12 protein-coding genes are annotated in these 15,242 nt (G+C 61.2%); 6 read left to right on the top strand and 6 right to left on the bottom strand.

Annotated features, from left to right (window positions below; all coding sequences use genetic code 11):
- Window positions 1-9 precede the first annotated feature (9 nt).
- Complete coding sequence (locus tag PH552_RS25820) at window positions 10-531, bottom strand: LPS assembly lipoprotein LptE (RefSeq protein ID WP_112339871.1); 522 nt, start codon at window positions 529-531, stop codon at window positions 10-12.
- Entirely contained in the window at window positions 521-3,151 is a 2,631-nt protein-coding gene (leuS, locus tag PH552_RS25815; RefSeq protein WP_112339870.1) for a leucine--tRNA ligase, read from the bottom strand. The genes PH552_RS25820 and leuS overlap by 11 nt, the downstream gene beginning before the upstream one ends.
- A gap of 202 nt (window positions 3,152-3,353) precedes the next feature.
- Here leuS and PH552_RS25810 point away from each other — a divergent pair, with 202 nt between their 5' ends.
- Window positions 3,354-4,013 carry a YggS family pyridoxal phosphate-dependent enzyme gene (locus PH552_RS25810; protein WP_112339869.1) on the top strand — a complete coding sequence of 220 codons (660 nt, stop codon included), beginning with the start codon at window positions 3,354-3,356 and terminating at the stop codon, window positions 4,011-4,013.
- A gap of 262 nt (window positions 4,014-4,275) precedes the next feature.
- Here the strand turns inward: PH552_RS25810 and PH552_RS25805 are convergent, their stop codons facing one another.
- Window positions 4,276-4,983 carry a DUF1013 domain-containing protein gene (locus PH552_RS25805; protein WP_112339868.1) on the bottom strand — a complete coding sequence of 236 codons (708 nt, stop codon included), beginning with the start codon at window positions 4,981-4,983 and terminating at the stop codon, window positions 4,276-4,278.
- A gap of 224 nt (window positions 4,984-5,207) precedes the next feature.
- On the opposite strand from PH552_RS25805, the gene acs reads away from it, so the two are divergent.
- Entirely contained in the window at window positions 5,208-7,166 is a 1,959-nt protein-coding gene (acs, locus tag PH552_RS25800; RefSeq protein WP_285166349.1) for an acetate--CoA ligase, read from the top strand.
- Window positions 7,167-7,203: 37 nt separating this feature from the next.
- Here the strand turns inward: acs and PH552_RS25795 are convergent, their stop codons facing one another.
- Both PH552_RS25795 and PH552_RS25790 read right to left on the bottom strand, forming a co-directional pair.
- Window positions 7,204-7,467, bottom strand: a complete 264-nt coding sequence (locus PH552_RS25795; protein WP_285166367.1) for a DUF3658 domain-containing protein — start codon at window positions 7,465-7,467, stop codon at window positions 7,204-7,206.
- 41 nt (window positions 7,468-7,508) lie between these two features.
- Entirely contained in the window at window positions 7,509-7,736 is a 228-nt protein-coding gene (locus PH552_RS25790; RefSeq protein ID WP_112339865.1) for a DUF1674 domain-containing protein, read from the bottom strand.
- 110 nt (window positions 7,737-7,846) lie between these two features.
- On the opposite strand from PH552_RS25790, the gene htpX reads away from it, so the two are divergent.
- The 4 genes from htpX (at window position 7,847) to purH (ending at window position 13,760) form a co-directional block, all read left to right on the top strand.
- A complete protein-coding gene (htpX, locus tag PH552_RS25785; protein ID WP_113250813.1) occupies window positions 7,847-8,845 on the top strand; it encodes a zinc metalloprotease HtpX in 999 nt (332 codons plus the stop codon).
- Window positions 8,842-10,251, top strand: coding sequence for an RsmB/NOP family class I SAM-dependent RNA methyltransferase (locus PH552_RS25780; RefSeq protein WP_285166348.1), 1,410 nt, complete (start codon window positions 8,842-8,844; stop codon window positions 10,249-10,251). The genes htpX and PH552_RS25780 overlap by 4 nt, the downstream gene beginning before the upstream one ends.
- Window positions 10,252-10,401: 150 nt before the next feature.
- On the top strand, window positions 10,402-12,048 hold the full coding sequence (locus PH552_RS25775) for a heparinase II/III family protein (protein ID WP_113250815.1): 1,647 nt from the start codon (window positions 10,402-10,404) through the stop codon (window positions 12,046-12,048).
- 95 nt (window positions 12,049-12,143) lie between these two features.
- Window positions 12,144-13,760 (top strand): bifunctional phosphoribosylaminoimidazolecarboxamide formyltransferase/IMP cyclohydrolase, encoded by a 1,617-nt coding sequence (purH, locus tag PH552_RS25770; protein WP_285166347.1) that lies wholly within the window; start codon window positions 12,144-12,146, stop codon window positions 13,758-13,760.
- A gap of 66 nt (window positions 13,761-13,826) precedes the next feature.
- Here purH and PH552_RS25765 read toward each other — a convergent pair whose 3' ends face one another.
- Window positions 13,827-15,218: an MFS transporter gene (locus PH552_RS25765; protein WP_483315507.1), complete on the bottom strand. Its 1,392-nt coding sequence runs from the start codon at window positions 15,216-15,218 to the stop codon at window positions 13,827-13,829.
- Between the last annotated feature and the right edge of the window lie 24 nt (window positions 15,219-15,242).

The following is a 15,242-nucleotide window of genomic DNA, read 5'->3' as shown; positions in this document are numbered from 1 at the left end:
CGCTCTTTGTCAGTGGCTGAGTGCAGCTGCTATGTCGGCAGCCACCATCTCGGCAACTTCGCGGGCGGCCCGATCTTCCGAATCCCGGATCGCGCGCTGCTTGGCGAATTCCTGTGTCGGGAAGTCGACAAGCGACGTCACCGAGCGGCTACCGGATTTAAGGACCTTACCGGTGACTGCTTCCTTCAACGTAAAGGACGCCGTCACCGTGGTGCGGCCGGCGGCCGACGTACTGGACGACGGCAGATAGATAACGCCTCCCGTACCGGAGGTGACACTGAGGTCAACGGTATATTTCGGCGTCTTCGTTTCGCCGGCGCCCCGGCCCGCAATGAAGATCAGCTGATTGCGGACCTGCAGTCCGACGCGCGAACCGACGTCGGAGAAAGCGACTTCGGAGAGCTTCTGCGTCACACCGGTGCTGACGGCATACAGCGGCCGAACTTGGCAGGAGGACAGAAGGCCGGCAACAGCCACAAGGGAAGCGACGCCAGCGATGCGGGCGAACTTGAAAAGACTATCAGACGACAATGTTTACGATCCTCTGTGGAACGACGATGATCTTCTTTGGCGCCTGACCATTCAATGCGCTCGTAACGGCATCCAGGGCGAGCACGGCTTGCTGCACGGCATTCTGATCTGCATCGCGCGCGATTGTCAATTCGGCGCGCTTCTTGCCGTTGATCTGAACGGGATAGACGATTTCGTTTTCGATGACGAGCGCCTCGTCATAGACCGGCCATGCACTGGTCGCGACCATATGCGTGTTGCCGAGGGCGGCCGAGCATTCTTCGGCCAGATGCGGCGTGATTGGCGCAACCAGCGAAATCAGGATTTCGACGGCCTCGCGGACAGCGGAGCGATAGGCGCCATCCGCCTGACCGGCCGCCACCTTGCCGAGTGGTGCGGCCAGCGCATTGACGAATTCGTAGATGCGCGCCACGGCCTTGTTGAAGGCGAGCTTATCGTAATCACCTTGAACGGCCTTCAACGTACGATGGGCGACCTGCGAAATCGCCAGCCCCTCGCCTTCCTTAGCCGGAGTCGATTCAACTGTCTTCAGAGCATCGGCGGCTTCCGACACCAGCCGCCACATGCGCTGCGTGAAACGATGCGCGCCTTCGACGCCGGCTTCCGACCAGATGACGTCGCGATCGGGCGGCGAATCGGAGAGCACGAAGAAGCGAGCCGTATCGGCGCCGTAGGAGGCGATGATGTCATCCGGATCGACGACGTTCTTCTTCGACTTCGACATTTTTTCGATCGAGCCGATGGCGATGTCCTCGCCGGTCGACAGCAGCGTGGCGCGCCGCTGGCCGTCCACTTCCTCGATCTTGATATCCGCCGGCGAAACCCATTCGCGCGTCAGGCCATTGCCGCGGCTATAGGTCTCGTGCACGACCATCCCTTGCGTGAACAGGCCCTTGAAAGGCTCCTTCACGTCAAGATGGCCGGTTTCGCGCATCGCGCGCGTGAAGAAGCGCGAATAGAGCAGGTGCAGGATCGCGTGCTCGATGCCGCCGATATACTGATCGACCGGCAGCCAGTGGTTAGCCGCCTTTTGATCCGTCGGCTGGTTTTCCCAGGGAGCAGTGAAGCGGGCGAAATACCAGCTCGAATCGACGAAGGTGTCCATCGTATCGGTTTCCCGCCGCGCATCCTTGCCGCACTGCGGACAAGCGACATGCCGCCAGGTGGCGTGCCGGTCGAGCGGGTTGCCTGGCTGGTCGAAGGTGACGTCGTCGGGCAACCGGACCGGCAGATCCTGCTTCGGCACCGGCAGCACGCCGCAATCGTCGCAATGGATGACCGGGATCGGGCAGCCCCAATAGCGCTGCCGGGAAATGCCCCAGTCGCGCAGACGGAAATTCACCTTGCGCTCGGCCTGCGGCGCGTTGCCAAGACTCGTTTCCGAAAGCTTCGTTGCCACCGTCTCGAAGGCTTCCTCGGTGCTCATGCCGTCGAGGAAGCGCGAGTTGATCATGACGCCATCACCATCATAGGCAGTGTCGCCGACGGTAAAGCTCGCAGCATCGCCATCAGCGGGCATGACGACGGGAACGACGGGCAGGCCGTACTTGCGGGCGAAGTCCAGGTCGCGCTGGTCGCCGGACGGGCAGCCGAAGATGGCGCCCGTACCATAGTCCATCAGCACGAAATTGGCGATGTAGACTGGCAGTTCCCAGGACGGATCGAAGGGGTGACGGACGCGGATACCGGTGTCCATGCCTTTCTTTTCCGCGGTTTCCAGCGCGGCCAGCGAGGTGCCGGCACGACGGCATTCCTCGCAGAAAGCCTCGATCGCCGGATCCTTGGCAGCCGCTTCCTTGGCCAGCGGATGGTCGGCAGAGATCGCCAGGAAGGAGGCGCCGAACAACGTATCGGGGCGGGTCGTGTAGACTGTGATCTCGCGATCGCTATTGGGAGCGGTTTCGGCCACGATTTCCCAGCGGACGGTCAGGCCTTCCGACCGGCCGATCCAGTTCTTCTGCATCAGCCGCACTTTTTCCGGCCAATGATCGAGTGTGTCCAGGGCATCCAGCAGATCCTGGCTGAACTCGGTGATCTTGAAGAACCACTGCGTCAGCTCGCGCTGTTCCACAAGCGCGCCGGAACGCCAGCCGCGGCCGTCGATGACCTGCTCGTTGGCGAGAACGGTGTTATCGACCGGATCCCAGTTGACCTTCGATTTCTTGCGGTAGACCAGACCTTTCTCCATCATGTCGATGAAGAGCATCTGCTGGCGATGATAATAGTCCACATCGCAGGTCGCGAATTCGCGGCTCCAGTCCAGCGACAGGCCCATGGCCTTCAGCTGGGTGCGCATCGAGGCGATGTTCTGGTAGGTCCATTCCTTGGGATGCACCTTGTTGTCGCGCGCTGCGTTTTCTGCCGGCATGCCGAAGGCGTCCCAACCCATCGGATGCAGCACGTTGTAGCCGCGGGCGCGCTTGTAGCGGGCAACGACATCGCCCATGGCGTAGTTGCGCACATGGCCCATGTGGATGCGGCCCGACGGATAGGGAAACATCTCTAGAACGTAGTATTTCTCACGCGGATCGGCATTGTCTGTCACGAAGACCTTTTCTTCGTTCCATTTTTCCTGCCAGCGGGGCTCGGCATCGCGCGGATTATAACGTTCGGTCGTCATCTGATCTTGTATTCCGGAAAATCATGGGGAGTTAGGGGGTGACCTTCACCACGAAACTACCCAAGCGTCAAGTTTAGCGGTTGCGGCAAGTGCCTTATCTTGCAAAGCAAAGCCGGATTCGGCCGTATTCGCCCTTGGCAAAGCCTGCCCGCCTCATTACTGCAAGGGTTGAAAAAGCAAGCGAACATATCGAGGCGAAAAGATGGAACTTCAAGAGCGCCTGAACGAAGTCCGTTCCCATATCGCTGCGGCCGAGCGTCAGGCCGGCCGGCCGGCGGGTTCCGTGCAGCTCGTTGCCGTTTCGAAGACTTTCGATGCCGACCAGATCCGCCCGGCGATTTCGGCCGGCCAGCGTGTGTTCGGCGAAAACCGTGTGCAGGAAAGCCAGGCAAAATGGCCGGAGCTGAAGGCCGAAACGCCCGGGATCGAGCTGCACCTGATCGGCCCGCTGCAATCGAACAAGGCGGCCGATGCCGTGGCGCTGTTCGACGTCATCGAGACGATCGACCGGGAAAAGATCGCCCGCGCCATCGCCGATGAAATGAAGGTGCAGGGCAAGATTTTGCGGCTTTATGTGCAGGTCAATACCGGGCTGGAGCCGCAAAAGGCCGGGATCGCCCCTGATGACACAGTCGCTTTCGTCGATTTCTGCCGCAAAGAACTCGGACTTCCGGTCGAAGGCCTGATGTGCATTCCGCCCGCGGAGGAAAATCCGGGGCCGCATTTTGCCCTCCTGGCAAAGCTCGCCAAGCGGGCCGGCGTCGAAAAGCTCTCCATGGGCATGTCTAGCGACTACGAAATTGCCGTCGCCTTCGGCGCGACAAGCGTCCGGGTCGGTTCTGCGATCTTCGGGGCGCGATAAATTCGGTCGAAAATAAAAGCCACGGCTACCGCCTCGTGGTTCGAGGCTCCGGCCTCACGGCCTACGCACCTCACCACGAGGGCTAGTTTCCTGCGCAAGACGGTACGTTAAACTGTGCCTCAGCTACAGGAGCTGGGCCTTACACCGCAGAGCGCTTCCATCCTCACCCTGAGCCCGTCAAAGGACGAGTTGGCCGTGTCTCCCGACAAAAAACCCCGGCTGTGAAAACCGGGGCTTCGTAAATCTGCGATGAAACCGGATCTTAGAACTGGTCGTCGTCCTCGTCGTCGCGGCTGGTCGACTTCAGCGACTTCAGCTTGGCGAAAACGGCGTCGGCGTCGATTTCCTTTTCCTTCTCGTCATCGCGATCATAGCTGAAGCCGAGCTTTTCGGTTTCCTGAGCCGGCTGCAGGGTCGCGCCGAGTTCGGCGGCGGTCGGCAGCGGACGGCCCTTGGAGGCCTTTTCGACTTCCATGTCAAGGTCTATCTGGCTGCAGAGGCCGAGCGTGACCGGATCCATCGGCGTCAGGTTGGCTGCGTTCCAGTGCGTGCGGTCGCGGATCTGTTCGATGGTCGACTTGGTGGTGCCGACGAGGCGGGAAATCTGCGCATCCTTCAGTTCCGGATGGTTGCGCACCAGCCACAGGATGGCGTTCGGGCGATCCTGCCGCTTGGAGACTGGCGTGTAACGCGGGCCGCGGCGCTTGGATTCCGGCACGCGGACCTTCGGCTCGGAAAGTTTCAGCTTGTGGTTCGGATTGGCTTCGGCGCGGGCGATTTCGTCACGCGTCAGCTGGCCGGTCGAGATCGGGTCGAGGCCCTTGATGCCCTGTGCGGCTTCACCGTCGGCAATGGCCTTCACTTCGAGCGGGTGCAGCCTGCAGAACTGCGCGATCTGGTCGAATGACAAGGCCGTATTGTCGACAAGCCAGATGGCGGTTGCCTTCGGCATGAGCAATTGTTGAGCCATGGATATAGTCCTTCTGTCAGTCCGCGCCGGTGTCGCGGTCCGGGGTGTAACACCACATTGTCCGGGAAATACGGCCCTATATAGCGACAGTGTCGCGGAATTGCAATTCTTTGCGGATGAAATGCACTTTGTCCAATTGCTGTCGTAGTTTGACCTGCTATTTATTGCGCGGAAAGAGTGCTCGCGGTTACAAATCGGAGTGCTAGGGATTTGAGGAGGAAACAATGTCGGAGAAGATCCATCCCGTGACGAAACCGGTTAAGGCACGCGCCCTGATCGACAAGGCGAAGTACCAGAAATGGTATGAGCAGAGCGTCGAGGATCCCGACAAGTTCTGGGGCAAGCACGGCAAGCGCATCGACTGGTTCAAGCTCTACACGAAGGTCAAGAACACGTCCTTTACCGGCAAGGTGTCGATCAAGTGGTTCGAGGATGGCGTCACCAACGTCTCCTACAATTGCATCGACCGGCATCTGAAGAAACATGGCGATCGCGTCGCCTTCATCTGGGAAGGCGACAATCCCTATATCGACAAGAAGATCACTTATAGTGAGCTCTATGAGCAGGTCTGCCGGCTCGCGAATGTGCTGAAGAAGCACGGCGTCAAGAAGGGCGACCGCGTCACCATCTACATGCCGATGATCCCGGAAGCCGCCTATGCGATGCTGGCCTGCGCCCGCATCGGCGCGGTGCATTCGGTCGTCTTCGGCGGCTTCTCGCCGGAAGCGCTTGCCGGCCGCATCGTCGATTGCGCCTCGACCGTCGTCATCACCTGCGATGAAGGTGTCCGCGGCGGCAAGTCCATTCCGCTGAAGGAAAATACCGATACGGCGATCCAGATCGCCGCCAAGCAGAAGGTCGCGGTCAAGACCGTGATCGCCGTGCGCCGCACCGGCGGCAAGGTTGCCTGGGAGCCCGGCCGTGATGTCTGGTATCACGAGGAAACCGCCAAGGTGAAGGCGGATTGCCCGCCGGCGAAGATGAAGGCGGAAGACCCGCTCTTCATCCTCTATACCTCCGGTTCCACGGGCAAGCCGAAGGGCGTGCTGCACACGACGGCCGGTTATCTCGTCTATGCGGCGATGACGCATGAATATACGTTCGACTATCACCCCGGCGATATCTATTGGTGCACGGCCGATGTCGGCTGGGTCACCGGCCATTCCTATATCGTCTACGGGCCGCTCGCGAATGCCGCGACCTCGCTGATGTTCGAAGGCGTGCCGAACTACCCGGATCAGGGCCGTTTCTGGGATGTGATCGACAAGCACAAGGTCAATATCTTCTATACTGCGCCGACGGCGATCCGTTCGCTGATGGGCGCCGGCGATCAGTTCGTCAAGCGCGCTTCGCGCTCCAGCCTGCGCATTCTCGGCACGGTCGGCGAGCCGATCAATCCGGAAGCCTGGGAATGGTATTACAAGGTGGTCGGCGACAGCCGCTGCCCGATCGTCGATACCTGGTGGCAGACAGAAACCGGCGGTCACATGATCACGCCGCTTCCGGGCGCGACCGATCTCAAGGCCGGTTCGGCCACCCTGCCCTTCTTCGGCGTGCAGCCGCAGCTGGTCGACAATGAAGGCAATGTGCTGGAAGGGGCGGCCGACGGCAATCTCGTCATCACCGACAGCTGGCCCGGCCAGATGCGCACTGTCTATGGCGACCATGAGCGCTTCATCCAGACCTACTTTTCCACCTACAAGGGCAAGTACTTCACCGGCGACGGCTGCCGCCGCGATGAGGACGGCTACTACTGGATCACCGGCCGCGTCGACGACGTACTCAACGTCTCGGGCCATCGTCTCGGTACGGCGGAGGTGGAATCGGCGCTCGTCTCCCACAAGCACGTCTCGGAAGCCGCCGTCGTCGGCTATCCGCATTCGATCAAGGGCCAGGGCATCTATTGCTACGTGACGCTGATGGTCGGGATGGAAGGCACCGAAGCGCTACGGCAGGAATTGGTAAAGCATGTCCGCGCCGAAATCGGCCCGATCGCCTCGCCCGACAAGATCCAGTTCACACCCGGCCTGCCGAAAACCCGCTCGGGCAAGATCATGCGCCGTATCCTGCGCAAGATCGCCGAGGACGATTTCGGCGCTCTCGGCGATACCTCGACGCTCGCTGATCCTGCTGTTGTCGATGATCTGATCGCCAATAGGCAGAACAAGGCGGATGCGGCTTGATGCAAGTGGGAGCGCCGCTCCCACTCATATCGTAAAATCAGGAAATTTGCGTTGGCGAGGGCTTGTCTCTCGCCAATTTTTTTTCACGTGAAACCTTCACTGATTTCGAGAGCTCATTGCAAAAGCCAGATTGGCAAGTCTGGATATTCCACGGATCGCCCTCAGCAATGAGCTTTCCTTCGTCAATAAGGGCCATTAATCGCGCATGCAGCATTATGTCGCCAACTTGGTAGTAGGGTTCGGAAATTGAACCCATTGTCTCTCCAATAATGCGCGCCTGGTTCCGATAGGGGAAGTACAGTTCATATCAACGTAGCGAATGCACTCGAACTTCGTCGAGAATCAAAAATCAATCGCGCGGCCGTTGATTTCCCAGTCGCCGAAGCGCGCGGGGTCGGCACCGCCGCGGCCGCCGATTTCGGGGGGAAGTTCGGCCTGCGCTTGAGCTTCCTGCGCCTTACGGCGCTCCTCGGCTTCGGCAAGCGCGCGCTTGGCGGCGGGCGAGAGTGGCTTGCGGGTGATATCGCCGGCTTCGGTGTCGAGTTTATTGTCGTTATCTGCGGTTTGCATGGTCTCGCGCGACCTCCGAAATATTGAAATGGAGGGAGGAATAGCCAAATCATAGTGCGTCCGGCCGCAAAGAGAAAGGTTTGGACGACAGATGTGTTGGAGACCTCTCGATGAATCTCATGCGTACTGCCATGCTGCTTGCCTTCATGACCGCTTTGTTCATGGGCGTCGGCTATCTGATCGGCGGTCAATCGGGCATGCTGATCGCATTGGTCGCCGCCGCGGGCATGAATTTCTTTTCCTACTGGAATTCCGACCGCATGGTGCTGTCAACCTATGGTGCTCAGGAGGTGGATGAGCGTAGCGCGCCGGAATTCTACCGCATCGTCCGCGATCTCGCCCGCAACGCCGGCCTGCCGATGCCTAAGGTTTATCTCTATGACAGCCCGCAGCCGAACGCCTTTGCAACGGGCCGCAATCCGGAAAACGCCGCTGTTGCAGCCTCCACCGGCCTGCTGCACGCGCTGACGCCGGAGGAAGTAGCCGGCGTGATGGCACACGAGCTTGCGCACGTGCAGAACCGCGACACGCTGACCATGACGATCACGGCGACGCTTGCCGGTGCCATCTCCATGCTCGGCAATTTCGCTTTTTTCTTCGGCGGCCGCCGCGACAACAACAATCCGCTCGGCATGGTCGGCGTTCTCGTGGCGATGATCGTCGCCCCCCTGGCTGCCATGCTGGTGCAGATGGCGATCAGCCGGACGCGCGAATATTCTGCCGACCGCCGTGGCGCGGAAATCTGCGGCAATCCGCTTTGGCTCGCCTCCGCGCTCGGCAAGATCGCTCGCGGTGCAGCGCATATTCCGAACGAAGAGGCCGAAGGCCATCCGGCGACCGCGCATATGTTCATCATCAATCCGCTCTCCGGCGAACGCATGGACAATCTGTTTTCCACCCATCCGAATACGGAAAACCGCATCGCCGCGCTGCATGACATGGCTCGTTTCGGTGGCGGCGGCGGCTCGCCTATGACATCCTCTTCTGCCCCATCTTCCGGCTTTGGCTCGACGGGGCCGTCCTTCACTGATAATCCGGGGCGCAAATCGCGTTCCGTGCCGAATACGGGTCGCGGTGGTTCGCAACCGCCGAAGGGTCCCTGGTCTTGAGTTCTGACACGAAAACCAAAGCTTCCAATAGAGACGGAAAACGATCGGGCAAGCGGCCGCAGCAATCGCGGCCGCTTGATTCGTCTCCGCCCAAGCCCGGGCTTGAGGCCCGCGCGGCGGCGTCAAAGATTCTGGGAGCCGTGCTCGACCGCAAGACGCCGCTCGACGGCATGCTCGATGCCGAAGGTGGCAGTGCCGCCTATACCACGCTCAGCGACAGCGACCGGGCACTGGTACGGGCCATCCTGAACAGCGCGTTGCGGCACCTGCCGCGCATCGAGGCGGCGATATCGTCGTTGCTGGATTCGCCGCTGCCGGAAGGCGCCCATGCCCTGCATCATGTGCTCGTCGTTGGTGCTACGCAGATCCTCTATCTTGACGTGCCGGATCATTCCGCCGTCGATCTTGCTGTCGAGCAAGCCAATCGCGATCCGCGCAATCGCCGTTTCGCTAAGCTGGTCAACGCCATTCTCCGCCGCATCGGCCGCGAAAAGCAGGAAATCCTCGAGCGGGTTGCGAACGTGCCGGCCATGCCGGCCTGGTTCCTGTCCCGCCTGGAAGCGGCCTATGGCGCCCCCGCCGCGCTAAAGATTTCTGACACGCAGCTCGAGCCTGCCGCGATCGACCTCACGGTCAAATCCGATCCCGAAGGCTGGGCGAAGCGGTTGAACGGCGTAGTGCTGCCGACCGGCGGCGTGCGGCTTGCCGCTTTCGAAGGGTCCATTCCCTCGCTGGAAGGCTTCAATGAGGGTGAGTGGTGGGTTCAGGATGCCGCCGCCAGCATTCCCGCAAAGCTTTTCGGCTCGCTGACCGGCAAGCGGGTGGTGGATCTCTGCGCAGCACCTGGCGGCAAGACGGCGCAACTCATTCTCGCCGGCGCTAAGGTCACGGCCCTCGATCAATCCGCCAATCGGCTGAAGCGGCTGTCCGGTAATCTGGCACGCCTGAGCTTCGAGGCAGAAACCGTCGTTGCCGATATGAGCAAATATCGCCCTGACGAACTCTTCGACGCGGCTCTTCTCGATGCCCCCTGCTCCTCGACTGGAACGACACGCCGCCATCCGGACGTGCTGTGGACCAAGGGACCGGAGGATATCGCCAAGCTGGCCGCCCTGCAGGAGCGCCTGCTGCGCCATGCCCTGACATTGGTCAAGCCGGGCGGTGTGGTGGTCTTCTCCAATTGCTCGCTCGATCCCGAGGAGGGCGAAGATCTGGTCGCGCGCCTCCTCTCCGATACCGACAATGTCGAGCGCATACCGATCGCTGCGAGCAATTGGCCAGGTCTCGAAACGGCGATCTCGCCGCTTGGAGCGTTCCGCACCACGCCGGACATGCTGCCGCTTGCCGATGGCTTTGCTTCCGGTCTCGACGGCTTCTTTGCCGTCGTGCTTCGCCGCACGCGTTAGTTCCCCAGCTCAGATCGCTTTTACCGGATGGTTAAAAAACCGGTGAACATGTCTTTAATTGGTATATTTGTAACCTCTTTTTAACCACGGGTAGTGAGAGTAAGCAGAAGCAAATATGCAGATCTGCGGCAGGGTTTTGTGAGTTCATACATGCGGGAAGCATGGCGGCGGATGTCGCGCCGCGCGGCGTTGACGCGATTGCGTCTCACCCGCCACACGATGCGTGTGCCGGAGCGCTTGATCGTGGCACCGACCGACCTGCGTAGCATCGATCCCTTTTTCGTCGAAGAGCTTTTGAACGGCCGCATTCTGCTCGCCGGGCGCGTCCTGGAAACGCAGGGCGCATCGCCCTTTTCGCTGGAGCTGCCATCGCTGGCCTTTGCCGCCCGGCTGCATAATTTTCGCTGGCTGCGGCATTTACGGGCGGAAAAGAGTGATCAGGCCTCAGCCGCGGCGCGGTTGATCCTCACCGACTGGATTGCCGTCCACGGCCGCCGGCTGCATGGCCTTGCCTGGTCGCCCGATATAGCGGCGCAGCGGCTGATCGCGCTTCTATCGCATTCGCCCGTACTCCTGCAGGGCACGGATAGTGCTTTCTACCGCCGCTTCATGCGCATGCTCGTCTTCCATGTGCGCTTTCTGCGGCGGATCGTTGCGTCATCGCCTGATGGGATCACAAGGTTCCGCGTGCGTATCGCGCTTGCCATGGCCTCGGTCGCCATGCCGAGCAGTTCCCTTACACTGAAGCGAGCGGGGCAGGCACTCGACCGGGAGATCGACCGGCAAATCCTGCAGGATGGCGGCCATATCTCGCGCAATCCGCGGGCATCGCTCGAGCTCCTGCTCGATCTGCTGCCGCTCCGCCAGACCTATGTCAATCTCGGCCATGACGTGCCGATCCGGCTCATTCCCGGCATCGACCGCATGTATCCGGCACTGCGCTTCTTCCGCCATCAGGATGGCGATCTGGCGCTGTTCAACGGTGCGACCTCGACGCTCGCCAACGAGCTGATGTCGGTGCTGCGCTATGACGAAACAGCAGGGCAGGCCTTCAAGGCGCTGCCGCATACCAAATATCATCGGTTAGCGGCCGGTCCGGCCGTCGTCATCGTCGACGTGGGAACCGCGGCTTCGGCCGATCTCAGCCGCACGGCCCATGCCGGCTGTCTTTCCTTCGAAATGTCGTCGGGCAAGACGCGCTTCATCATTAATTCCGGTTCGCCGGAGTTTGCGGGCGATCGCTTTGCGCAAACCGCGCGGGCGACCGCGGCGCATTCGACCGTCACGCTCAACGACACCTCGTCCTGTCAGTTCTCCAAATCGAAATCGCTTGGGCCGATCATGGTCAGCGGCGTCAAGAAGGTCATCGTCGAGCGCGCCGAGACGGAAGACGGGCGAGACTATGTCCGCGCCGCGCATGACGGCTATCTCTCCGCCTTCGGCTATGTTCATGAGCGCGAGATCAGTCTGAATGCCAGCGGCACGATCGTCGCCGGCCGCGACCGGTTCTTCGCGCCGGAAGGCAAGAAGCATCAGCCGAAGGGTGAGGGCATCGCTTCGGCCCGCTTTCACATTCACCCCTCCATCAGCCTGCTGCAGACCGAGACGGATGCCGCGCTGCTGATCGCGCCGGATGGCGAGACCTGGGTCTTCTCCTCGCCCGGCAATGAAGTGCTTGTGGCGGAGGATATCTTCTTTGCCGATCCCTCGGGCATACGTTCCTCCGATCAGCTCGAGATCGTCTTCCGGATCACGGAAAAGCCGGAAATCCGCTGGTTTTTATCGCATCGGCCATAGGCTAAGCGCGTGAGCTATGCTAACGGGGCGGCATTATCCGTCCCGCGCCTTCCCGCCGGACGCGTCATCTCCCTATGCTAGACCGGAGAAAGCCAATGGCCGTCATTTCCAAGAAAATTCCCGCTCCCGACAAGGTGAAGGTGAAAACCGCGCTTCTGTCCGTCTTCGACAAGACCGGCATCGTCGAGCTGGCGCGTGCGCTTAGCGAACAGGGCGTGCGCCTGCTGTCGACCGGTGGCACGCACAAGGCGATTGCTGCAGCAGGGCTTGCGGTGACCGACGTGTCGGAAGTGACGAATTTTCCGGAGATCATGGACGGCCGTGTCAAGACGCTGCATCCGAAGGTGCATGGCGGCCTGCTGGCCATCCGTGATGATGCCGAGCATCAGGCTGCGATGAAGGAGCACGGCATCGAAGGCATCGATCTTGCCGTTATCAACCTCTATCCCTTCGAGGACGTGCGCAAGGCCGGTGGCGACTATCCGACGACGGTGGAGAATATCGACATCGGCGGCCCGGCGATGATCCGCGCTTCGGCCAAGAACCATGCATATGTAACGACGCTGACCGATCCCGCCGATTACGCCGAACTGCTGGCGCAGCTTTCCGCCGACGCCGGCCAGACGACCTATGATTTCCGCAAGCGCATGGCCGCCAAGGCCTTTGCCCGCACCGCTGCTTACGACGCGATGATCTCCAACTGGTTTGCCGAAGCGCTCGATATCGCCACGCCGCGCCACCGTGTCATCGGCGGCGTTCTTCGCGAGGAGATGCGCTACGGCGAGAACCCGCACCAGAAGGCGGCTTTCTACCTGACCGGCGAAAACCGGCCCGGCGTCTCGACGGCGACGCTCATCCAGGGCAAGCAGCTGTCCTACAACAACATCAACGACACCGACGCGGCCTATGAGCTCGTTGCCGAATTCCTGCCGGAAAAGGGGCCAGCCTGCGCGATCATTAAGCACGCCAATCCCTGCGGCGTTGCCACCGGCCCAAGCCTGGCGGAAGCCTATAAGCGGGCGCTTGCGTGCGATTCCACCTCCGCCTTCGGCGGCATCATCGCGCTGAACAGCCTGCTTGACGCAGAAACGGCCGAAGAGATCGTCAAGCTCTTCACCGAGGTCATCATCGCGCCTGAAGTGAGCGAGGAAGCCAAGGCGATCATTGCCCGCAAGCCTAATCTCCGCCTGCTCGCGGTCGGCGCCCTACCCGACCCGCGTGCAGCTGGCCTGACCGCAAAGACCGTCTCCGGCGGGCTGCTGGTTCAGAACCGCGACAATGCTTTGGTCGAGGATATGGAGCTCAAGGTCGTGACCAAGCGCGCGCCGACGGCGCAGGAGCTGGAAGACATGAAGTTCGCCTTCCGCGTCGCGAAGCATGTGAAGTCGAACGCTGTCGTTTACGCCAAGGATGGCCAGACGGCCGGCATCGGCGCCGGACAGATGAGCCGCGTCGATTCTGCCCGGATCGCCGCTATAAAGGCCGAGGAAGCCGCCAAGGCCATGGGGCTTGCCGAGCCGCTGACGCGCGGTTCCGCTGTTGCTTCCGAAGCCTTCCTGCCGTTTGCCGACGGGTTGCTCTCGGCGATTGCCGCGGGCGCCACGGCCGTCATCCAGCCCGGCGGTTCGATGCGCGACCAGGAAGTGATCGACGCGGCCAACGAGCATAACGTCGCAATGGTCTTCACGGGCGTTCGCCACTTCCGCCACTGAGCGGCGGATATACCGGATTTGTAAAGCGTATATCCCGGTTGGTTTGCCAGCCGGGATTTTCTTTGCCTACTTCGCCTTGTCGGCTGGATAGGGTGTCGGCAACAGAAGCAGCAGGCCACCGGCGAGAAAGATGACGAGCGTCGCCATGCCGAAGCGGGCAGAGCCGCTCCAATAGGTCACCAGCGAGAAGAACAGGGTCGCCATGAAGCTGGTGGCGCGGCCCGAGAGCGCATAGATGCCGAAGTAACGGCCGGCCTCCGAGAGACTGACGCTGCGAGCAAGATAGGAGCGCGAGGAGGCCTGGACGGGACCGAAAGCGATGCCAATCAGCAGTCCATAGCCGATATAAGCTTTTTCCGCTGCCGTGCCGAACAGGCCGCCGGCATCGAGGGTCGAAAGCGGCACGAGGCCGAAGAGCGTAAAGCCCGGTCCGGTCGATATGATGCCGAAGGTGGCCACGAGCAGCAAAGTCAGGCTGATGACGACTGTTGTCTTCGATCCCAGCCAGCGATCGACATAGCCGGCGGCAAAGCAGCCGAAGATGGCGATGACGTTGAGAATGATGCCGTAGATGCCGATTTCGATCGTCGCCCAGCCAAACATGCCGGCCGCGAAGGTGCCCCCAAGGATCAAGAGCCCGTTGACGCCATCCTGATAGATCATGCGGGCGACAAGAAAGAGGCTGATGCCGCGCCGGCGCCTGAGCTCGACCAGGGTCGTGGAGAGTTCCTGTAGGCCGGAGCGGACTGCGGCGCGAAGCGGCAGGCCGCGTGCGGCATCCGGCGTGAAGAGGAACATCGGCAGAATGAAGATGAAATACCACACGGCCGAGATCGGCCCGGTGATACGCGCATCCTCGCCCAGCGTGGCGTCGAGGCCGAAGAGCGGGCTGAAGCCGAGAACGGTCTTGCCGGTCTGCGGATTGCCGGCAAGCAGGGTCACGACAGTGATCAGCACGATCATGCCGCCGAGATAGCCAAGCCCCCAGGCGGCGTTCGACAGCCTGCCGACATCGTCCTTACCGACCAGCCGCGGCATCATGGAATCGTTGAAGACGATCGAGAATTCGGCCGAGATCGAAGCCAGGATCATAAAGATCACCGGATAGATGACGGGCGATCCGGGGGCTGCGCCCCAGAGGCAGAAAAGGCTTGCAATCTTGATGACGGCGAAGAAAGCGATCCATGGTTTGCGGGCGCCGGATTGATCGGCGATCGAGCCAAGGACCGGGGAGAGAATGGCAATGATCACCGAGGAGATCGTCGCCATATTGCTCCATGTCGTCTGGGCGGAGACGGGATCGGCCGTCAGCCGCGCGACAAAATAGGGGCCGAAGATGAAAGTGGTGACGACGGTGAAGAAGGGTTGGGCCGCCCAGTCGAAGAACATCCAGCCCCAGATGCCGCGTGCCGGCACCTTTGCCGGCACGTCATCGTCAACAATTTCGGTCGCCACCAGATTCTGCCCTCATTCCCTCACCCC

The sequence above is a fragment of the Rhizobium aureum genome, from assembly GCF_030182495.1.
Classification (GTDB): Bacteria; Pseudomonadota; Alphaproteobacteria; order Rhizobiales; family Rhizobiaceae; genus Rhizobium; species Rhizobium tropici_C.
The sequence above is the reverse complement of the archived record's forward strand: the minus strand, read 5'-3'. Positions and strand labels throughout refer to the sequence as shown.

Bases quoted from the DNA above. Each gene is read 5' to 3' on its own strand.
- PH552_RS25790 (WP_112339865.1), bottom strand. From the start codon at position 7,736: ATGCAAACCGCAGATAACGACAATAAACTCGACACCGAAGCCGGCGAT.
- leuS (WP_112339870.1), bottom strand. From the start codon at position 3,151: ATGACGACCGAACGTTATAATCCGCGCGATGCCGAGCCCCGCTGGCAG.
- PH552_RS25810 (WP_112339869.1), top strand. From the start codon at position 3,354: ATGGAACTTCAAGAGCGCCTGAACGAAGTCCGTTCCCATATCGCTGCG.
- PH552_RS25805 (WP_112339868.1), bottom strand. From the start codon at position 4,983: ATGGCTCAACAATTGCTCATGCCGAAGGCAACCGCCATCTGGCTTGTC.
- purH (WP_285166347.1), top strand. From the start codon at position 12,144: ATGGCCGTCATTTCCAAGAAAATTCCCGCTCCCGACAAGGTGAAGGTG.
- PH552_RS25775 (WP_113250815.1), top strand. From the start codon at position 10,402: ATGCGGGAAGCATGGCGGCGGATGTCGCGCCGCGCGGCGTTGACGCGA.
- htpX (WP_113250813.1), top strand. From the start codon at position 7,847: ATGAATCTCATGCGTACTGCCATGCTGCTTGCCTTCATGACCGCTTTG.
- acs (WP_285166349.1), top strand. From the start codon at position 5,208: ATGTCGGAGAAGATCCATCCCGTGACGAAACCGGTTAAGGCACGCGCC.